A 15,714-nucleotide genomic window follows, 5' to 3' on the forward strand; every position below is an offset into this window, starting at 1 on the left:
ATCCTTGGCAGGGCCGACGCCATCGCTGGCAAGCCCGCTCCTACAGGGTTTGTTGGCTAAGCCTCTGTCAGAACGAATAGCTGTAACCCACGCCCGCCGACCGTCCCCTGGCCGGCATCCCGGTCAGTACTTGGTCGGTGGAGTACGAACCGTACAAGTCATAGCGTGCATCCAGCAGGTTGTCGCCCCACAGGTAGACTTCCGAGCCGCCGCTTTCCAGGCCCAGGTGTAGGTCCAGCTTGGCGTAGCCCTTGAGGTCATAGTGGTTCTGCGGGTCTGCCGGACGGTTTTTCTGCAGGCGGTAATTGAGCAATGTATTGAGCCGCGGTGCCGGCAGGCCCAGGAGGTTGGGCAGATCCTTGTGCCAGGCCACGCTGAAATTACCACTCCACAACGGCACGTCCGGCACCCGGCTGCCTGCCACCACGTCGCCGCCAGAAACACCCAGCGCATCGGAGGTCACCAGCGCATTGGTGTAGCTCAGGGCACTGCCCAGGGTCAGTTGATCAGTAACGTGCCAGGTGCTCGACAGCTCGGCGCCCTTGCTGCGAGTGTCGGCATTCACCGCACTGACGGCCACGGTCTTGAAGTCATACCCCAGCAAATGGTCATCGCGTACCCGGGTGAAGAACAACGCGCCCTCCAGGCTCAGCGCACCGCCCTCGCTTTCATGCTTGAACCCTACTTCGGCCGCACTGACCTTAGCCGCCTTGTACGGCTCACTGTCCGCGACCGAGGTCGCGTAATCATTGAAGCCTGCAGACTTGTAGCCACGGGAAAGCACCGCATAGAGATTGGTCTGCGGCGTCAACGCATAGGCCAGCGCCACGCGCCCGGTGCTGTAGTTGTCTTGCAGTTGGCGGCTGTCGCTGGCCCGATTGCCTGCACTCGTATATTCGCCGCCGTAGGTCTTGCGATCCCAGGTGTGGCGCAGGCCGGTGGTGAGTTTCCAGTCCTCGGCAATCGGGAAGGTGATCTCGCCATACGCCGCGTAGCTGTTGGTACTGAACTCACGTTGCTGAAGCGCGCCGTTGGTGAAGTTGCTCGAGTCGAAATTGCGCTCGGAACGGGAAAGATTGACCCCACCCACCCAGAACACTTCGGCCTCTGGCAGAGAGCCCAGGCGCAGGTCCTGGCTCCAGACCCGTTCGTGGGCCGAGTCCTCAATGAGGTACTCAAAGGGTGAGCCGTACAGTGCACGAGTGATGTTGCGGTCATAACCCTTGACGGCATTGAAGTCGGTGCTGGTGTGGGCAGTGATCGAGGTGATCCGCGCTTGCGCCAGATCGTGGTTGAGCTCAAAGGAATAGCGCTCATTGGCCTTCTGGTTGCCGTCAAATACGCCGGGGGTGTAGTCCAGGCGTGGGCTGTCGCCAAAGGGCCGCAGCATTTCCAGGCCGGCGTAGTGCTCGGCGCGTTGGCGTTCGGCAACCAGCAGCCCAGTGATGCCCGCGTCGTTGTCCCACAGCAGGCTGCCACGCAAGGCCAGGTCGCGAGGCGTGGTCATCGGGTCGCCATCCTGCTGGTTGTCGACCCAGTTATCGAAGCCACTGCGACGCACCGCAATGCGCCCGGCCAGGGTCTCGGTCAAGGGACCGCCCACCGCGCCTTCGCTCATGAACTGGCCTTGCTGGCCGACTTCACCCCGCACATAGCCTTCTACCTCACGGGTGGGTTTGCGGGTGGTGACGTTGATCGCCCCGGCCTCGCTGTTGCGCCCCAGCAAGGTGCCCTGGGGCCCCTTGAGCACTTCGACCTGTTGCGCATCGAGGGTGGCCATGGCTGCGTTGCGCACCGACATCGGGACGCCATCGACGTTCAGCACCACTGAGCCGTCATCCATGCTCATCTGGTTCAGCGAACCCACGCCACGAATCCGCACATTGGCGTCATTCGCCCCACCCCAGGAATTGACATCCACACCCGGAGTGCCGCGCAACGCGTCCTCCAGGGTGCGCAGGCGCCGGGTTTGCAGGGTGTGCTTGTCAAGCACCGAAAGGCCGAAGGGAATGTCCCTGGCACTTTCCTGGTTCAACCGCGCACTGACGGTCACCGGCGCCAGCTCCAGGGCCTGCGCGGGAGGCTGGTAGTCGGCCGCAAACGCGCTGCACGCCTGGCTGGACAAGGCCAGCGCCAGGGCTTGGGTGAGGACGTTGGCGCGCCAACCCTGCGGGTGGTGTAACGGTTTGAGTAGCCACTGATCAAGCATGCAAAACTCCAGGCAGATAAGAGAGGGATAGGTTCATTGCGACGTGCCCCAACGCTGGCGCGCCTGGGCGATCACCTGATCCGAGGGCGCACCCAGCAGCCCTTGAATCAAGGGGGGCCATCCCTGGCCTGTAAGGATTTGTGCAGTCATGTCCAGCAGTTGCGCAGCGCTCTGGCTGGCAGCCCAGTCGAGGCTGGCCAGGGCCGCATAAGGCGCGGCCCAGCCCTGCTGCCGGGCACTGGCCAGGGTGCCGATCGGCTCGCCGTCACTGCCCAGCAAGCGGGTCAGGTCATCGGCCTTGAGCCCGATCAGTGCGGCACGGGCCTGGGGACCGTCGACTTCGCCGACACACAGCAAACCCAGCGCTCCGGCAACCCCCTGACTCAGCCATACATGACCCGGTTGTTCGCGCAGGTCGCTGGCGCTGAGCAGCCGCTGGCGGGCCAACAGTTCGGCGATGTGGGCGCGTCGTGCCCAGCGTCCGATGCCGGCTGGCGCCACGTCCCAGTCCGGGGTCTGGGCCAGCAGCAGGTGGCCGTTGCTCAGGCGACTGTCTCCCATGCCGCTGGGCCATTGGCTCACTTCGCTGACCGGTGGACTGGCGCCCAGATGCTGCGCGACACAGGCAGACATGGCGGTAAGATCCTCGCGCACCTCGCGGGCGGTGGTCTGGCGACTGGCATCGGCCAGCACCCGTACACCGTCCAGTTCATGGGTCACGGTCGCCGAGGTCAGGGCATAGGCGAAATCCAACGGCTGTTCACTGCGACCACTGAGGGACTGCCCCTGGGCATCGATGGTCCAGTGCCAGGCCCCGGCCGGTGCGACCGCTTGCGCGGCCACCGCCGCCCCCTCGGGCAGCACGGGTGCCACAGCAGGCAAGCCGGCGGCCAGACGCTGCACTGGCGCACGCAAGCCACGTTCCGGGTCCAGGCCCAGGCGCGGCACCACCCGCCGCGCTTGCAGCCATACAGCCTGAGGGCTCAGCCAGATCCCCTCGCCTTCGCTCGACCAACCGTTGGCACTCAGGGTCCAGTGCAAGGTCACCTGGCAACCGCTCGACGCACAGGCACCCAGGGCCAGCCGCAGATGATCATGGGCTTGCTCAACCACCACCGACTGGCCCATCACCCTGGCGTCCGTCACCTGCAGGCCCGCTGGCAACTCGGCATCCAGATGGCCATTGGCGGCGATCACGCCCTCCAGGGTCCACTGCCCTTGCACGTGGCGTTGGGCACTGTCGATCTGTAACTGCAATTGCCCGCCGGCCAACTGGAAGGCACCAGCGCCGCCCAGCCAGCGCTGCTCCCAGGCGGCGTTGTCGGCACGGGCCTGGGCAGCGGTCTGGTAATCGCCCTGTACCACCAATTGGCGGTGCAACACGCTACCGCTGCCGAACATCACCAGCACACCCACTGCCAGCAACACACCGGGCACGCCGCGTAGCCGCGCACCCAGGTCGGCAAGACGCCGCCGCTCCGGTCCATGGGGCACTGCCAGCGCCGCCAGTGCAACCAGCACCAGGCACAGCGCAAGCTTCCAACTGGCCAGCGTGCCGAGATAGGCCAGCCATGGGGCCCAGCCGGTCAACGCCGACAACGCCACGTGACCCGGGATCGCCATTTCATAGGCCGGGTAACTTACCAGTCCCAGTTCGTGATTGAGCACCAGGAAAAACGTCAGCAACATCGACGTGGCGTATGCCAGGCCGGACCGCCGGATCAGCGCATGCACCAGCACCGTCAGCATCGCCAACTCCAACAATGGTGGGGCGAACACCAACAGTGAGTAGATCAGCGCAAACCCTGGGGCCAGGCTGGCTGGCGCAACCACCGCGCTGATCACCAGGCTGGCGAAGCCAGGCACCAAGGCCAGCGCCAGCGTGGCGAGCACCACACACAGCACCTGACCGAAGGTACGCAACCACACGGGCGCCGGCGTGGCGTGCAGCATTGCCCCCAGCCCCTGTACATCATCACGCCGGCAGATCAGGCCCACCAGCGCCGCCACCATAAAGGCAATCACCAGGAACAACGCGCTGGCAAGCAGCGGCAACGTCAAGTCAGCACGCGGCACCATCGGCCCACGGGCATGCCACACCCCATGCACAAGGCCGCTGAGCACGCCCATCACCACCAGCAGGCCGAGGGCCAGCCACCAGACCTTGCGTGCAAACACCTGGCGGGTCTGCCAACAGGTTTCGCGCCATAGCGCCCGCGGCCAGTGGCTGGCCAACACCGGACCAGGCAAGCACACATCCAGGGCCAGTTGCATCGGTGGCTCTGCCAGTACCGCACCGCTGCGCCGGCCCATCAAGCCCTGGCGCGTCGCGCGGGCCAGGGACCAGGCCAACAGCAGCAACGGCAGTACACACCACAGGCCCCGGTTGAGCCAGAACCCCGGCGTGAGGTCCAGCAGAGCTTGGGATTTTTGCGCTGCGGTCCAGGTTTCCACCTGGGCCTGGGCGAAAGTAAACAGCGACGGATCGAGGCTGGCCGCCAGCAGCGGGTTGATATGCCCACCCTTGAGCACCACCACCGCGAACATCCACAGCAACATCAACACCGTCGCCAGGGCAAACGGCGCGGCCAGGCCCCGACTGCGCAGCGCCAGCCAGTAATACAGAGCGCCCACGCCGGTACTGACCGGCAACAGCAACGCGGCCCAGGCAAAGCCCAGTGCCGACCAGGCCGGTGCGCCGATACTCGCCGCCGGCACCCAACCCAGCCAGGCGAGGACCGGGCTCAACAAGAAACCGGCAATCAGCGAACTGGCCAGCAGCCCACCGACCACGGCGGCGCCGATGAAGCGCCCCCATAACAACGCCGGCAACGACACCGGCAGAGCCAGCAACACCTCCTCCAGTTGCGCCTTGCGGTCCCGCAGGGCGGGCTGGGCGAACACCCAGGCCCAGGCAAAAAACAGGAAAAACATACAGCCGCAGGCCATCAAGTAGATCAGGCTCGGGGCATTGCGCGGGATGTCGCTGGCGCCCATTTTCTGCACGTAATCGGCATTAGTCAGGGACATCAACAGGTAGCCGGCCAGGCCCAAAAACACCAGCAAGGGAATACCACTGCGCAGCCCGGCGCGCACTTCCACCCAGGCTTCACGCATCATCAGGGCGAAGGTGCTCATGCGTCGACCGCCTCGCCGGCCTGGGCCAGCGCCAGGTAATAAATATCTTCCAGGCGTGGTGCGTGGGGCATGAAGCGTGGGTCGGCCGGCCGTTCACCCTGCACAATCACCCGACTGCCCTCGGGGCTGGCCGCCACGTGCAAGGCCGCCGGCAAGGTTTCGCCACGCCCAAAAGACGCCGCCCACAGGCGCCCCTGCTCCGCGCCCAGCAACGCCTGAGGGCTGCCCTCCACCAGGATCTGCCCGCCAGCCAACACCGCAAGGCGGCTGCACAGGTTCTCGACGTCTTCGACAATATGGGTCGACAGCAACACAATCGACTCAGCAGCCACGTCCGCCAACACCCGGTGAAACCGGTTGCGCTCCGCCGGATCAAGGCCCGCCGTCGGCTCATCGACAATCAGCAGGCGCGGCGAACCCACCAGCGCCATGGCGATGCCAAATCGGCGCAGCATGCCTCCCGAGTAAGTGGCCAGCGCACGGTGCGCGGCATCCTGCAGATTGACCTTGGCCAACAGGCCTTCGATTTCTGCGCGGCGTTGGCGACTATCGGTACGGCCCTTGAGCCAGGCGAAGCGGTCTAGCAAATCGCGTGCGCTGACGCCCGGATATGCCCCCAGTTGTTGCGGCAGGTAGCCAAGGCGGCGACGCAGGTGGTTGGAGTCGGCCAGCACATCCACGCCATCCAAATGGATGCTGCCCGCGTCGGGCTGCTGCAAGGTCGCCAAGGTGCGCATCAGGCTACTTTTGCCGGCGCCATTGGGGCCGAGCAACCCGTACATACCGGGGCCGACGCTCAGGTCCACGCCGCGCAGCGCTTGTACGCCGTTGTTGTAGCGCTTGCGCAGGCCGCGCACCTGCAAACCCGAATCGACTGACATCTGCAACTCCATGGGCAGCGCGCCGATACCGGCTCCCGATCCAGGGACAGCGGGCCTGCCGGGCGGCACTTGTTTGGGAATGATTGCCCTTAAGAGGCATAGGTATCTACACAACTTTCAGAAACTGACGAACTCCCCTGTGGCGAGCGGGCTTGCCACAACTGGGCTATCTGCCTGGATTTAGGCGTTACGGCAAAGTTGTGTAGATACCTATGTTTAAGAGGGACAGCCCGGGACGGTAGCCACGCACGCGGGTGCGCTCTACCCGATTCAAGTCAATTTCCAACCGTATCGCGCAGTCACCAGCGCCGCGGCCCACAGCAGAGGTGCTCAAGCCCGACACCGGCATGCGGATTGGAGGGGCAATCGACTCGATACGGGTAGCGGCCAAAGTGACAGCGATTAGCATCGTTGCCCGTGTAAACGCCAACGGAAACCCCATGACTAGCGCCCTAGACACCCTGCAACGCCCGGTCAACCACCTGATTCGCCTTGGCGTGGCGCTCGCCGCCGTCGGGGCCTTGGTGAACCTGGTGCCCTCTATTGCCTTGACCGAGCTGGCGCGCCTGCTACTGGCCGGCACTGCTGAGCAGCAAGCCCTGTGGCTGTGCGCCAGCTGGGTGGTGATTGCCCTGAGTGTCGGCTGGATGGCCTGCGGCGCCGCCCTGTGGCTGACACACCTGGCCGACCATCGCTTGCAAGCCAGCCTGCGCGAAGCGCTGGTTGGCAAGCTCGCACGCGTGCCGCTGGGCTGGTACACCGAGTCGAGTTCCGGCGCAGTGCGCAAGGTAGTCCAGGACGATCTTGAAGACCTGCATCACCTGATCGCCCACCACGCCGTGGAACGTACCGCCGCCATCGTCACGCCCCTGGCAGGGCTGGTGTGGCTGGCCAGCCTGAACTGGCGACTGGCGCTGCTGGCAGTGCTGACCCTGCCGCTCTATAGCCTGGCCTATGCCCTGATGATGCGCGGCTTCGGCAGCAAGATGCAGTTGCTGGATCAGAGCATGACCCGTATCAGCGCAGCCATTGTCGAGTTCGTCCACGGGATTTCCGTAGTCAAGGCATTCGGTCGCGTCGGCCAGGCCCATCACGGCTATCAACAGGCAGTCAGCCAGTTCGGCCAGCAGTACGCCGACTGGGTGCGGCCCTTGCTGCGCCTGGAAGCCATTTCGTCCATGGCCCTGAGCGTGCCGGTGATTCTGCTGGTGAGCCTGGGGGTGGGCAGCCTGTGGTTGAGTCGCGGCTGGATCACCCCACTGCAATTGTTTGCCGAAACGCTGGTGGCGGTGGTCATTCCACAGTCCCTGCTGGTGATCAACCAGAGCCTGGCCGCCCAGCGTACTGCCCAGGCCGCCGCCGGGCGGATCGAAGCCCTGTTGAACGTAGAAGAACTGCCCACGCCAGCCCACTGCCGCGAACCGGCGGGGCACGATGTGAGGTTCGAACAGGTCGAGTTTGGCTACGACGCAGCGCACCCGATCCTCAAGGGCATCGACCTGTATTGCCCGGCCGGTACGGTCACCGCGTTAGTGGGCAGTTCCGGTGCCGGTAAATCGACCCTGGCCAAGTTGGTGCCGCGTTTTCATGACGTCAACGCTGGCCGGGTGCTGGTGGGCGGTGTCGATGTGCGGCAGATCGACCCGGGCAAGTTGTACCGGCACGTCGGTTTTGTTTTGCAGGATGCGCAACTGGTGCATGGCAGCGTGGCCGATAACCTGCGCCTGGGCTGCCCCGGTGCCAGCGATGAGCAATTGCAGGCCGCCGCCCGCGCGGCGCAGATTCATCAGCGCATCCTGGCCCTGCCCCGAGGTTATCAATCCGTGATTGGCGAAGACGCGATTCTTTCCGGCGGCGAGGCCCAGCGCCTGTCAATCGCCCGTACGCTGCTGGCGGATACCCCGGTGCTGATCCTCGACGAAGCCACCTCCCACGCCGATCCGCAATCCGAGGCGCTGATCCAGGATGCGCTTTCTGCGCTGGCGCGAGGGCGCACGGTACTGGTGATTGCCCATCGCCTGGCGAGTATTCGCGATGTCGACCAAATCGTCGTGCTCGATCAGGGTCGCGTTGTGGAATGTGGTCGCCATCAGCAACTGCTGCAGGCCAACGGCGCCTACTCTCGGTTATGGCACGCCAGTGCGCTGGAGGCCTCGTTATGATCCGCAGCCTGTCGACCTTGTTGGGCCCGGCCCACGCCACGCGCCTGTATCGCTACCTCGCCTGGCTGGTGGCCAGTGCCATGCTGCAAGGCTTGGCGGTGGCGTTACTGGTGCCGATCCTCCACGCGCTGTTTGCCGGCGACCTGCCGACGGCCATGACCTGGCTCGCCGGCCTCGCGGCGATGGTGGTGCTGACCTGCATTGCCCACTACCAGCAGGCGATGCAGGGGTTCGCCCTGGCGCTGCTGGTGCTTACCACTTTGCATGAGCGCCTTGGCCAGCACCTGATGCGCCTGCCCCTGGGCTGGTTCGACAGCGAGAAGGTCGGCCAACTGTCGCGCAGCGCCACCAGCGGCACGCTGATGGTCACCGGGTTGTTTGCCCATTATCTGGGCCCGGTGGTATCCGGCGTGGTGGTACCTGCCACAGTCGCGCTGACCCTGTTTGTGTTTGACTGGCGACTGGGGCTGACGGCGCTGCTGTGCGCGCCGCTGATCTATTTCACCCATCACTGGTCGGCCAATGCCATTGGCGCCAATGACGCGCGGGTCGAAGCCGCCGCCAGCGAAGCCGGCAACCGCGTGGTGGAATTTGCCCGCTACCAGCAAGTGCTGCGCGCCTTTGGCCGGGCCCAGGGCGGCTATCAGCCGTTGCAGGCGGCCAACCACGCACAACAACAGGCCGGGGGCTCGGTGCTGGCGCAGACCTTTCCCAAGTTGCTGGCCGGAGGCCTGAGCGTGCAATTGGCGTTCGCCCTGCTGGTTGGCGCGGGCATTGCCCTGGCCGTGACCCAACAGATCGACGCCATCGAGTTGGTGGCCTTGCTGGCCCTGGCCGCGCGGTTTGTCGGGCCCCTGGCGGAGGCCGCTGCGCGCAGTGGTTTGTTGCGTATGGCCGGCAACGACCTGGAGCAACTGGTGAGCATCCTGCGCCAACCACCTCTGGCGGAACCGGCGCACAGCCAACCCATGAGCGCCCCCGGCAGCCTCGAATTTGAACACGTGGGCTTTACCTACCCCAGTGGCCCGCCGGTGCTCAAGAACCTGAGTTTCAGCGCCCAGCCCAACACGATGACAGCGATTGTCGGCGCGTCGGGCTCGGGCAAGACCACTGTCACCCGCCTGCTGATGCGCTTCTTCGATGCCAGCGAGGGCAGCGTCAAGGTGGGCGGCGTGGATGTGCGCGCGCTGTCCAGCGAAGCCCTGATGGGGCAGCTGTCTTTGGTGATGCAGGACGTGTATCTGTTCGGCGGCAGCCTGGAGGCCAACATCCGCGTCGGCAACCCGGATGCCAGCCCTCGGCAGTTGGCGCAAGCGGCAACATTGGCTGGCGTCGATGAGATCGTCGCGCGCCTGCCACAAGGCTGGGACACCCCGGTCGGTGAAGGGGGTTCCAGCCTGTCCGGCGGTGAACGCCAACGCGTGTCCCTGGCGCGTGCCCTGCTCAAGCGCGCGCCGATTGTGCTGCTGGATGAAGCCACGGCAGCACTCGATCCGCAGAATGAGGCTTACGTGCAAGCCGCCATTGGCACGCTGATCCAGCGTGCCACCGTGCTGGTGATCGCCCATCGCTTGCCGACCATCATGGCTGCCGACCAGATCCTGGTGCTCGATGAAGGTCGCCTCGTGGAGTCGGGTACTCACCGTCAGTTGCTCACCCACAACGGGCGCTACGCCGGTTTTTGGCACGAGCGTCAACGGGCCGGCGGCTGGCGACTGAAACAGGAGCGGCCCTCATTGTAGGAGCCGGCTTACCCGCGATGGCGCCCTATAAAGCGACACGCATCCCGGTGACGAAGGCGCCCAGCATCGACATTAAACAAAATGTTGACTTAGTAAGGCGCCAAGATAAACTGCGCCTTATGAATATTTTAGAGAACAAACACCACATCATGCTGCGCGAGCTTGATGGGGTGCCAGCCGAGGTCAGGGACAGTGTCAAGCTGTGCTTCGAGCTGCTGTCGGCCGCGGCCGCGATCAATCGTGTGTGTGCCATCCGCCTGGCTCGCTACAACCTGTCGGAGGGCCGCTTCGTCATCATGCTCACCCTCAAGAGTGCCGGCGGGAAGCTGTCGCCGCTGGAGTTGGCGACCCGCCTTTCAATTACCACCGGCACCGTTACCGGCTTGCTCGATGGCTTGCAGGGCGACGGGTTTATCAAGCGCAAAACCGACCCGACCGACCGACGCAAGCTGATTATCAGCCTGACCACCGACGGTAAACGCGTGGTCGATGAGGTGTTTGCCGAACACACGGATTGGATCAGCGGCATCATCCAGGGCTTGAGCATTGAGCAGCGCCAGGCATTGTCCGAGTCGATTTATTGCATCTCGGCCAGCCACGCACTGTCCCAGCAACTGCCGGATGAGCATTAGGCCCGGGTTTCAATTGCTTCAATCGCGGTAGTCACACAAGGAGGTGTTTGATGCTGCACAGTCAGCGAGTGATGACCAATTTCGGCAGGAAGCCACGGATCCACAGTGGCGTCGATGTCATCCGCCACAGCATGGTTTCCCTGGAACGCTACATCCCACCCACGCTTTACCGGCGCTTGTTTATCAAGCGTATCGCCCGCCATTCCCTGGCCATCGAAGGCTTTGAGTTTCGCCCGGTGCAAAGTCTGTTCGAACTGGAAGAGGCCTTGCGCCTGGTCAACGACAGCTATGCACGGCGCGGTATCTCCACAGTGTGCCGGGCCGGAATGCGCTTTTCGGCGTTCCACCTGTTGCCGGGCACCACCACCTTTGTGGCTATCAAGGATCAACAGATCGTCGGCACCGTCTCGTTGATCGAGGATTCCATGCTCGGTTTGCCCCTGGAAGAAGTCCATGGCAACGAGGTCGTCATGCAGCGCCTGGCCGGCGGCCGGCTGGCAGAGGTCGGCACCCTGGCGGTGGCTGCAGGTTACCGAGGCAAAGGGGTGCCCTTGATGCTCTACAATGCGATGTTTCGCTGGGCCATGCATTTTCGCGGGGTACAGCGCTTGCTGATCGCCGTGCATCCGCGGGCGGGGGCGTTTTATCGCAATGTATTGTTCTTCTCCCCCATGGGCCGGGTGCAGCCCTACACCAAGCTAAACAACGCCCTGTCGCTGCCCTTGTGTCTGGATCTGGGCAACGCGCCGGCGATTTTTCAGCAGGCTTATCAGCGCCCCACCCTGGGGTTTTCCGTCGAAGGCCAGCGCACGCACTTCTTCGATTTTTTCTGCCGCAGTGACTACGCCCATATCCGCCTGCCCGCTACCGGCAGCGTACGCCGCTGGGACGCGCAAGAAGTGCTGACGCATATGGCGCGCTGTGGCGTGCATGGCCGAAACCTGTCGCCACGGGTCCAGCGAGCACTGGCCCTGGCGTAAGCACGTTCAAACGTCATTTCATGGAGGAAGCAGTATGGACAGCGGATTGCTGCGCGCGATATTCAGGGAAATAACGATCAAGCAACCGTTCGAGCGCATACCCGAACCGGCCTTGGTCATGGAAGCACAACAGAGTGTGGCGTCCTATGCCGACAGTGCGGCCCAGGGCCAGGCCTTGTCCGGCACCCACCTTTATCACTGTGCGCAGATGTGCGCGCTGATCAAGCCCGGCGACGTGGTGCTGGACATCGGCTGCGGCCCAGCGGCCCTGTTGCTGCAAGTCGCACGGCTCAACCCACGGGCCGAATTCATTGGCATGGACCTGTCGCAGAACATGCTGGAAGTGGCGCGTGAAGCGTGTCATCAGCAAGGCATCGACAACGTGCAACTGGTTGAAGATGACATGACTCGGCTCAGCATGATCGCTGACCGCAGCGTGGATGTAGTGATCTCGTCGATGGCCCTGCATCACCTGGAAAACCTTGGCCAGTTGGAAGGTACTTTTCGCAATATCTCCCGGGTACTGCGCAATGACCGGGCGATTTACCTGAATGACTTCGGGCGCCTGAAAACCATCGAGTCCGTCGACTACTTTGTCCAGCGCGCCAGCGACGGCGCGGACGCGGAAACCCTGTTGGACTATCGAAACTCGCTGCTCGCGGCTTTCTCGCTGGAAGAGTTCCAGACCCTGGCCGCCAGTTACCTGGGCCCGTGTGCCAAGGTCTATAGCACCGCGTTCAGCCCGTTGATGATGGTGATTCGCACGCCCAAGCGACGCTGCGTGAAGGTAATGAAACCCGAGTTCCGCCGCCGCTACACTGCGCTACCCGCCAGTCGCCAGGCGGATGTGAACCAGTTGCGCCTGTTCCTGCGCCTGGGAGGCCTGGCCAGTGCCTTTTGAATCCGCCCACCTGACATTTGCCCAGCAACAATGGCGCGAGGTTCTCGGTGACGCGGGTGTGCGCGTCGACCCGGCAAGCATCGAGCGTTTCGGGCAAGACACCATGTGTTCCCCCGCGTATGCCAGGGTGGTGATTGCGCCACGCTCAACCGAGCAAGTCTCGGCATGTATGGTGATCGCACAGCGTCATGGGGTTGCCGTGCATCCGATCAGCACCGGGCACAACTGGGGTTATGGCAGCGCCTCGACCAGCGACGCCCGCTGTGTGCTGATGGATTTGTCCGGGATGGACCGGGTTCTGGGGTTCGATGAGGAGCTGTCGGTGGTGACCCTGGAGCCAGGGGTGACCCAGGGCGATCTCGCCCGTTATCTACAGGAGCACAACTTGCCCTGGCTGACACCCGTCACCGGCGCGGGCCCGACCTGCAGCGTGCTGGGCAATGCACTGGAGCGCGGTTTTGGCATCACCCCCCATACCGATCACTTTCAGGCGGTACTCGGCATCGAAGCGGTGCTGGCAGACGGCACGCTGTACCGCTCGCCAATGGCCCTGGGGGTCACGGCGCCCTGCTTCAAATGGGGTGTGGGGCCGTACCTGGACGGGCTGTTCAGCCAGAGCGGGCTGGGCGTGGTGACGCAAATGTCGATTGCCCTGGTGCGCAAGCCCGAGGTTATCCAGCCGTTTTATTTCTGGGTGGATGAAGAGCAAGGGCTGGAAGCCGCGTTGGCAGGGATCAAGCGCATGCTGGACCTGGCCCCCGGGCAGATTGGAGGTATCAACCTGATGAACCGCACACGGCTATTGACCATGGCCAGCGAAGACACCCAGGTGGTGGGCATGAGTGAAGAGCAGCAACGGGCCGCCGCCGAAGCCCTGGGCCTGCCGGCGTGGATGGGCGTCGGTTCGATCTATTGCCAGAAAGCCCAGTACGCCCCGCTCAAACACATGATCAACCGTGAACTTGAGGCTTTCGCCAGCAAATCGATGTTCAAGAGCCGTGGTCAGTTGACCACCGCTCGACGCTTGCTAGGCCATCTGCCCGGCGGCTGGTCCCGGCGCTGGCAGCGGACCCTGGGCAAGATGCTGCAAGGCATCGACCTGATGGAAGGCCAGCCCAGCGAAGTGGCCCTGCCGTTGGCCTACACTGCCGGCGCCAAGCCGCTGCCCGATGCGCCCCTGAACCCGGCGCGGGATAACTGCGGGCTGATCTGGTACGCACCGATCCTGCCGCTGAAAATCCAGGAGGTCGCCGATTTTGTGCGCGCCATGGAGCGTCGGTGCCGCCAGCAGCAAATGCCTTGCCCGGTGACGCTGACCAGCCTGTCGAGTCGTGCCATCGACTGCACCGTACCGCTGCTGTTCGATCGTGCGGACGCCCAGGCGTCAACCCGGGCCCATGAGTGCTATCGCCAACTGTTCGCCCAAGGCAAGGCACAGGGCGTATTGCCGTATCGCGTGCCCGCCAGCTTCATGCACCTGCTGACCGACGCTCAGGGGCCCGCCTGGCAGCTCGGGGCGCGGATCAAGGCCGCATTGGATCCGGGCAACCTGCTTTCACCAGGGCGTTACTGCGCCACAAACCCAACGCCTGACCAGGCCATGACCGCGTAGGTGGTATCGAGATGAGTGAGGAACGCAAGGACCTGATTGACCAGGGCCGCCTGGCCACCCGCAATCTGGGCGAGTGTCTGGCCGTTGACCAGGTAGCGCTGGCAGCGGCCCTTGGCGCGCAGTTGGAGCCGTCTCTGGCGCGAACACTTTACAGCGCAGCCCAGGCCGGCCAGGCCCTGGGCATTTCCAAGAAAGTCGCCGCCCTGGGCCTTGCGCTGGGGCAGTGGCTGGAGAGCGCCGCCCTGCCCCTGCGCGAGCAGACCTGGGGCCTGCTGCTGGAGCATCCGTCGGACACCGTGCGCAGTTGGGCGGCCTTTGCCAACGCCTACTGCCAACGCAACAGCGAACCGGAGCAGGCTTTGCTGAGCCAGTTCCGATTCGCCACCGACCCGCATTTCGGCGTGCGCGAATGGGCCTGGATTGCCTTGCGACCGTTGCTGGCCCGGGACCTGACGGGCGCACTGGAGATGCTACGCCGCCATGCCCGCAGCGATGACCCGCTGATCCGCCGTTTCTGCGTTGAAATCCTGCGCCCGCGTGGGGTCTGGTGCGAGCACATCGCCCCGCTCAAAGCCGAGCCGCAGATGGCCGAACCCTTGCTGATTGCCATGCTCGATGAAACCGACAAATACGCCCAGGACTCGGTCGCCAACTGGATCAACGACGCCAGCAAGACCCGGCCGGATTGGGTGCAGCATTTGTTCGAGCGCTACCCACCCAGCGGCAAAGCCGCCACCAGGATTTTTACCCGGGCTACCCGCAGCCTTTCTCAATAGATGTGAACAGGAGTCACAAATGTCGCTCAAAGAAAAGCTACAAACCGTCAAGGACCAGATGGCCCAGCTGCCTGCCGAGGTCCTGCACAAGTTCCAGGCATCGCTACAGACGCTGCTCGACAGCCATTTGGGCGACAAGGCTCTGAAGGTCAACGACAAGGCGCCCCTGGCGGTGCTCAAGGATGCTGACGAGCAGGATGTGGACCTACGCCAGTTGCTGGATAAAGGTCCATTGGTGCTGGTGTTCTACCGAGGCCTGTGGTGCCCCTTCTGCGGCCAGGCATTGACCGCCTACCAGCAGATGGTCGGGGACCTTGCCGCCTCGGGCGCCACCCTGGTGGCCGTGTCGGCACAAACGCCGGAGTTCACGCGCAAGACCCGCGAAGCCCTCGGCATCAAATACCTGTTGCTCAGCGATACCGATAACCAGCTGGCGCGCCAGTACGGCATCGTGTTCAAGCTCGAAGACGAGCTGGATGAGGTCTACCGCTCCCTGGGTGCCGACCTCAAGCTATTCAACGGCTCCGACGCCCTGACCTTGCCCCTGGCCAGCGCCTTTGTGATCGGCCAGGACGGGCTGATCCGCGCCGCCTTCGTCAACGTGGACTACTCGCAACGGGTAGAGCCACAGGCATTGATCACGGCCGCCAGCCGCGTATAACCGGCAACCCTCGCCGAAGG

At 64.0% G+C, this 15,714-nt stretch carries 11 protein-coding genes; 8 read left to right on the forward strand and 3 right to left on the reverse strand.

All coding sequences use genetic code 11. The features are described 5' to 3' along the window. Positions 1 to 67 precede the first annotated feature (67 nt). From HU773_RS15555 to HU773_RS15565, 3 genes are read right to left on the reverse strand one after another with little or no spacing between them, the layout of a single operon-like run. Positions 68 to 2,209, reverse strand: a complete 2,142-nt coding sequence (locus tag HU773_RS15555; RefSeq protein WP_169989778.1) for a TonB-dependent receptor — start codon at positions 2,207 to 2,209, stop codon at positions 68 to 70. A gap of 33 nt (positions 2,210 to 2,242) precedes the next feature. Beyond that, positions 2,243 to 5,347, reverse strand: coding sequence for an ABC-2 transporter permease (locus HU773_RS15560; RefSeq protein WP_169989777.1), 3,105 nt, complete (start codon positions 5,345 to 5,347; stop codon positions 2,243 to 2,245). Further along, positions 5,344 to 6,228, reverse strand: coding sequence for an ABC transporter ATP-binding protein (locus HU773_RS15565; protein WP_029300575.1), 885 nt, complete (start codon positions 6,226 to 6,228; stop codon positions 5,344 to 5,346). The genes HU773_RS15560 and HU773_RS15565 overlap by 4 nt, the downstream gene beginning before the upstream one ends. Before the next feature lie 440 nt (positions 6,229 to 6,668). Between HU773_RS15565 and HU773_RS15570 the strand changes: the two genes are divergently transcribed. From HU773_RS15570 to HU773_RS15605, 8 genes are all read left to right on the forward strand, one after another. After that, a complete protein-coding gene (locus HU773_RS15570; RefSeq protein ID WP_169989776.1) occupies positions 6,669 to 8,390 on the forward strand; it encodes an ABC transporter ATP-binding protein in 1,722 nt (573 codons plus the stop codon). Beyond that, positions 8,387 to 10,132 (forward strand): ABC transporter ATP-binding protein, encoded by a 1,746-nt coding sequence (locus tag HU773_RS15575; protein ID WP_186625216.1) that lies wholly within the window; start codon positions 8,387 to 8,389, stop codon positions 10,130 to 10,132. The genes HU773_RS15570 and HU773_RS15575 overlap by 4 nt, the downstream gene beginning before the upstream one ends. 119 nt (positions 10,133 to 10,251) lie before the next feature. Then, positions 10,252 to 10,764, forward strand: coding sequence for a MarR family winged helix-turn-helix transcriptional regulator (locus HU773_RS15580; RefSeq protein WP_057440936.1), 513 nt, complete (start codon positions 10,252 to 10,254; stop codon positions 10,762 to 10,764). 50 nt (positions 10,765 to 10,814) lie between these two features. Further along, a complete protein-coding gene (locus HU773_RS15585; RefSeq protein WP_057959296.1) occupies positions 10,815 to 11,744 on the forward strand; it encodes a GNAT family N-acetyltransferase in 930 nt (309 codons plus the stop codon). A gap of 34 nt (positions 11,745 to 11,778) precedes the next feature. Then, positions 11,779 to 12,645 carry a class I SAM-dependent methyltransferase gene (locus tag HU773_RS15590; protein ID WP_057440933.1) on the forward strand — a complete coding sequence of 289 codons (867 nt, stop codon included), beginning with the start codon at positions 11,779 to 11,781 and terminating at the stop codon, positions 12,643 to 12,645. Further along, positions 12,635 to 14,257: an FAD-binding oxidoreductase gene (locus tag HU773_RS15595; RefSeq protein ID WP_186625219.1), complete on the forward strand. Its 1,623-nt coding sequence runs from the start codon at positions 12,635 to 12,637 to the stop codon at positions 14,255 to 14,257. Before HU773_RS15590 ends, HU773_RS15595 begins: the two co-directional genes overlap by 11 nt. 11 nt (positions 14,258 to 14,268) lie before the next feature. Continuing rightward, a complete protein-coding gene (locus HU773_RS15600) occupies positions 14,269 to 15,033 on the forward strand; it encodes a hypothetical protein (protein WP_057440929.1) in 765 nt (254 codons plus the stop codon). Positions 15,034 to 15,052: 19 nt separating this feature from the next. Next, the gene (locus tag HU773_RS15605) at positions 15,053 to 15,694 is read left to right on the forward strand and encodes a peroxiredoxin-like family protein (protein ID WP_057959294.1); all 642 of its coding nucleotides are present in this window, start codon (positions 15,053 to 15,055) and stop codon (positions 15,692 to 15,694) included. The last annotated feature ends 20 nt before the right edge of the window (positions 15,695 to 15,714 follow it).

The organism is Pseudomonas shahriarae (assembly GCF_014268455.2).
Lineage (GTDB): Bacteria > Pseudomonadota > Gammaproteobacteria > Pseudomonadales > Pseudomonadaceae > Aquipseudomonas > Aquipseudomonas shahriarae.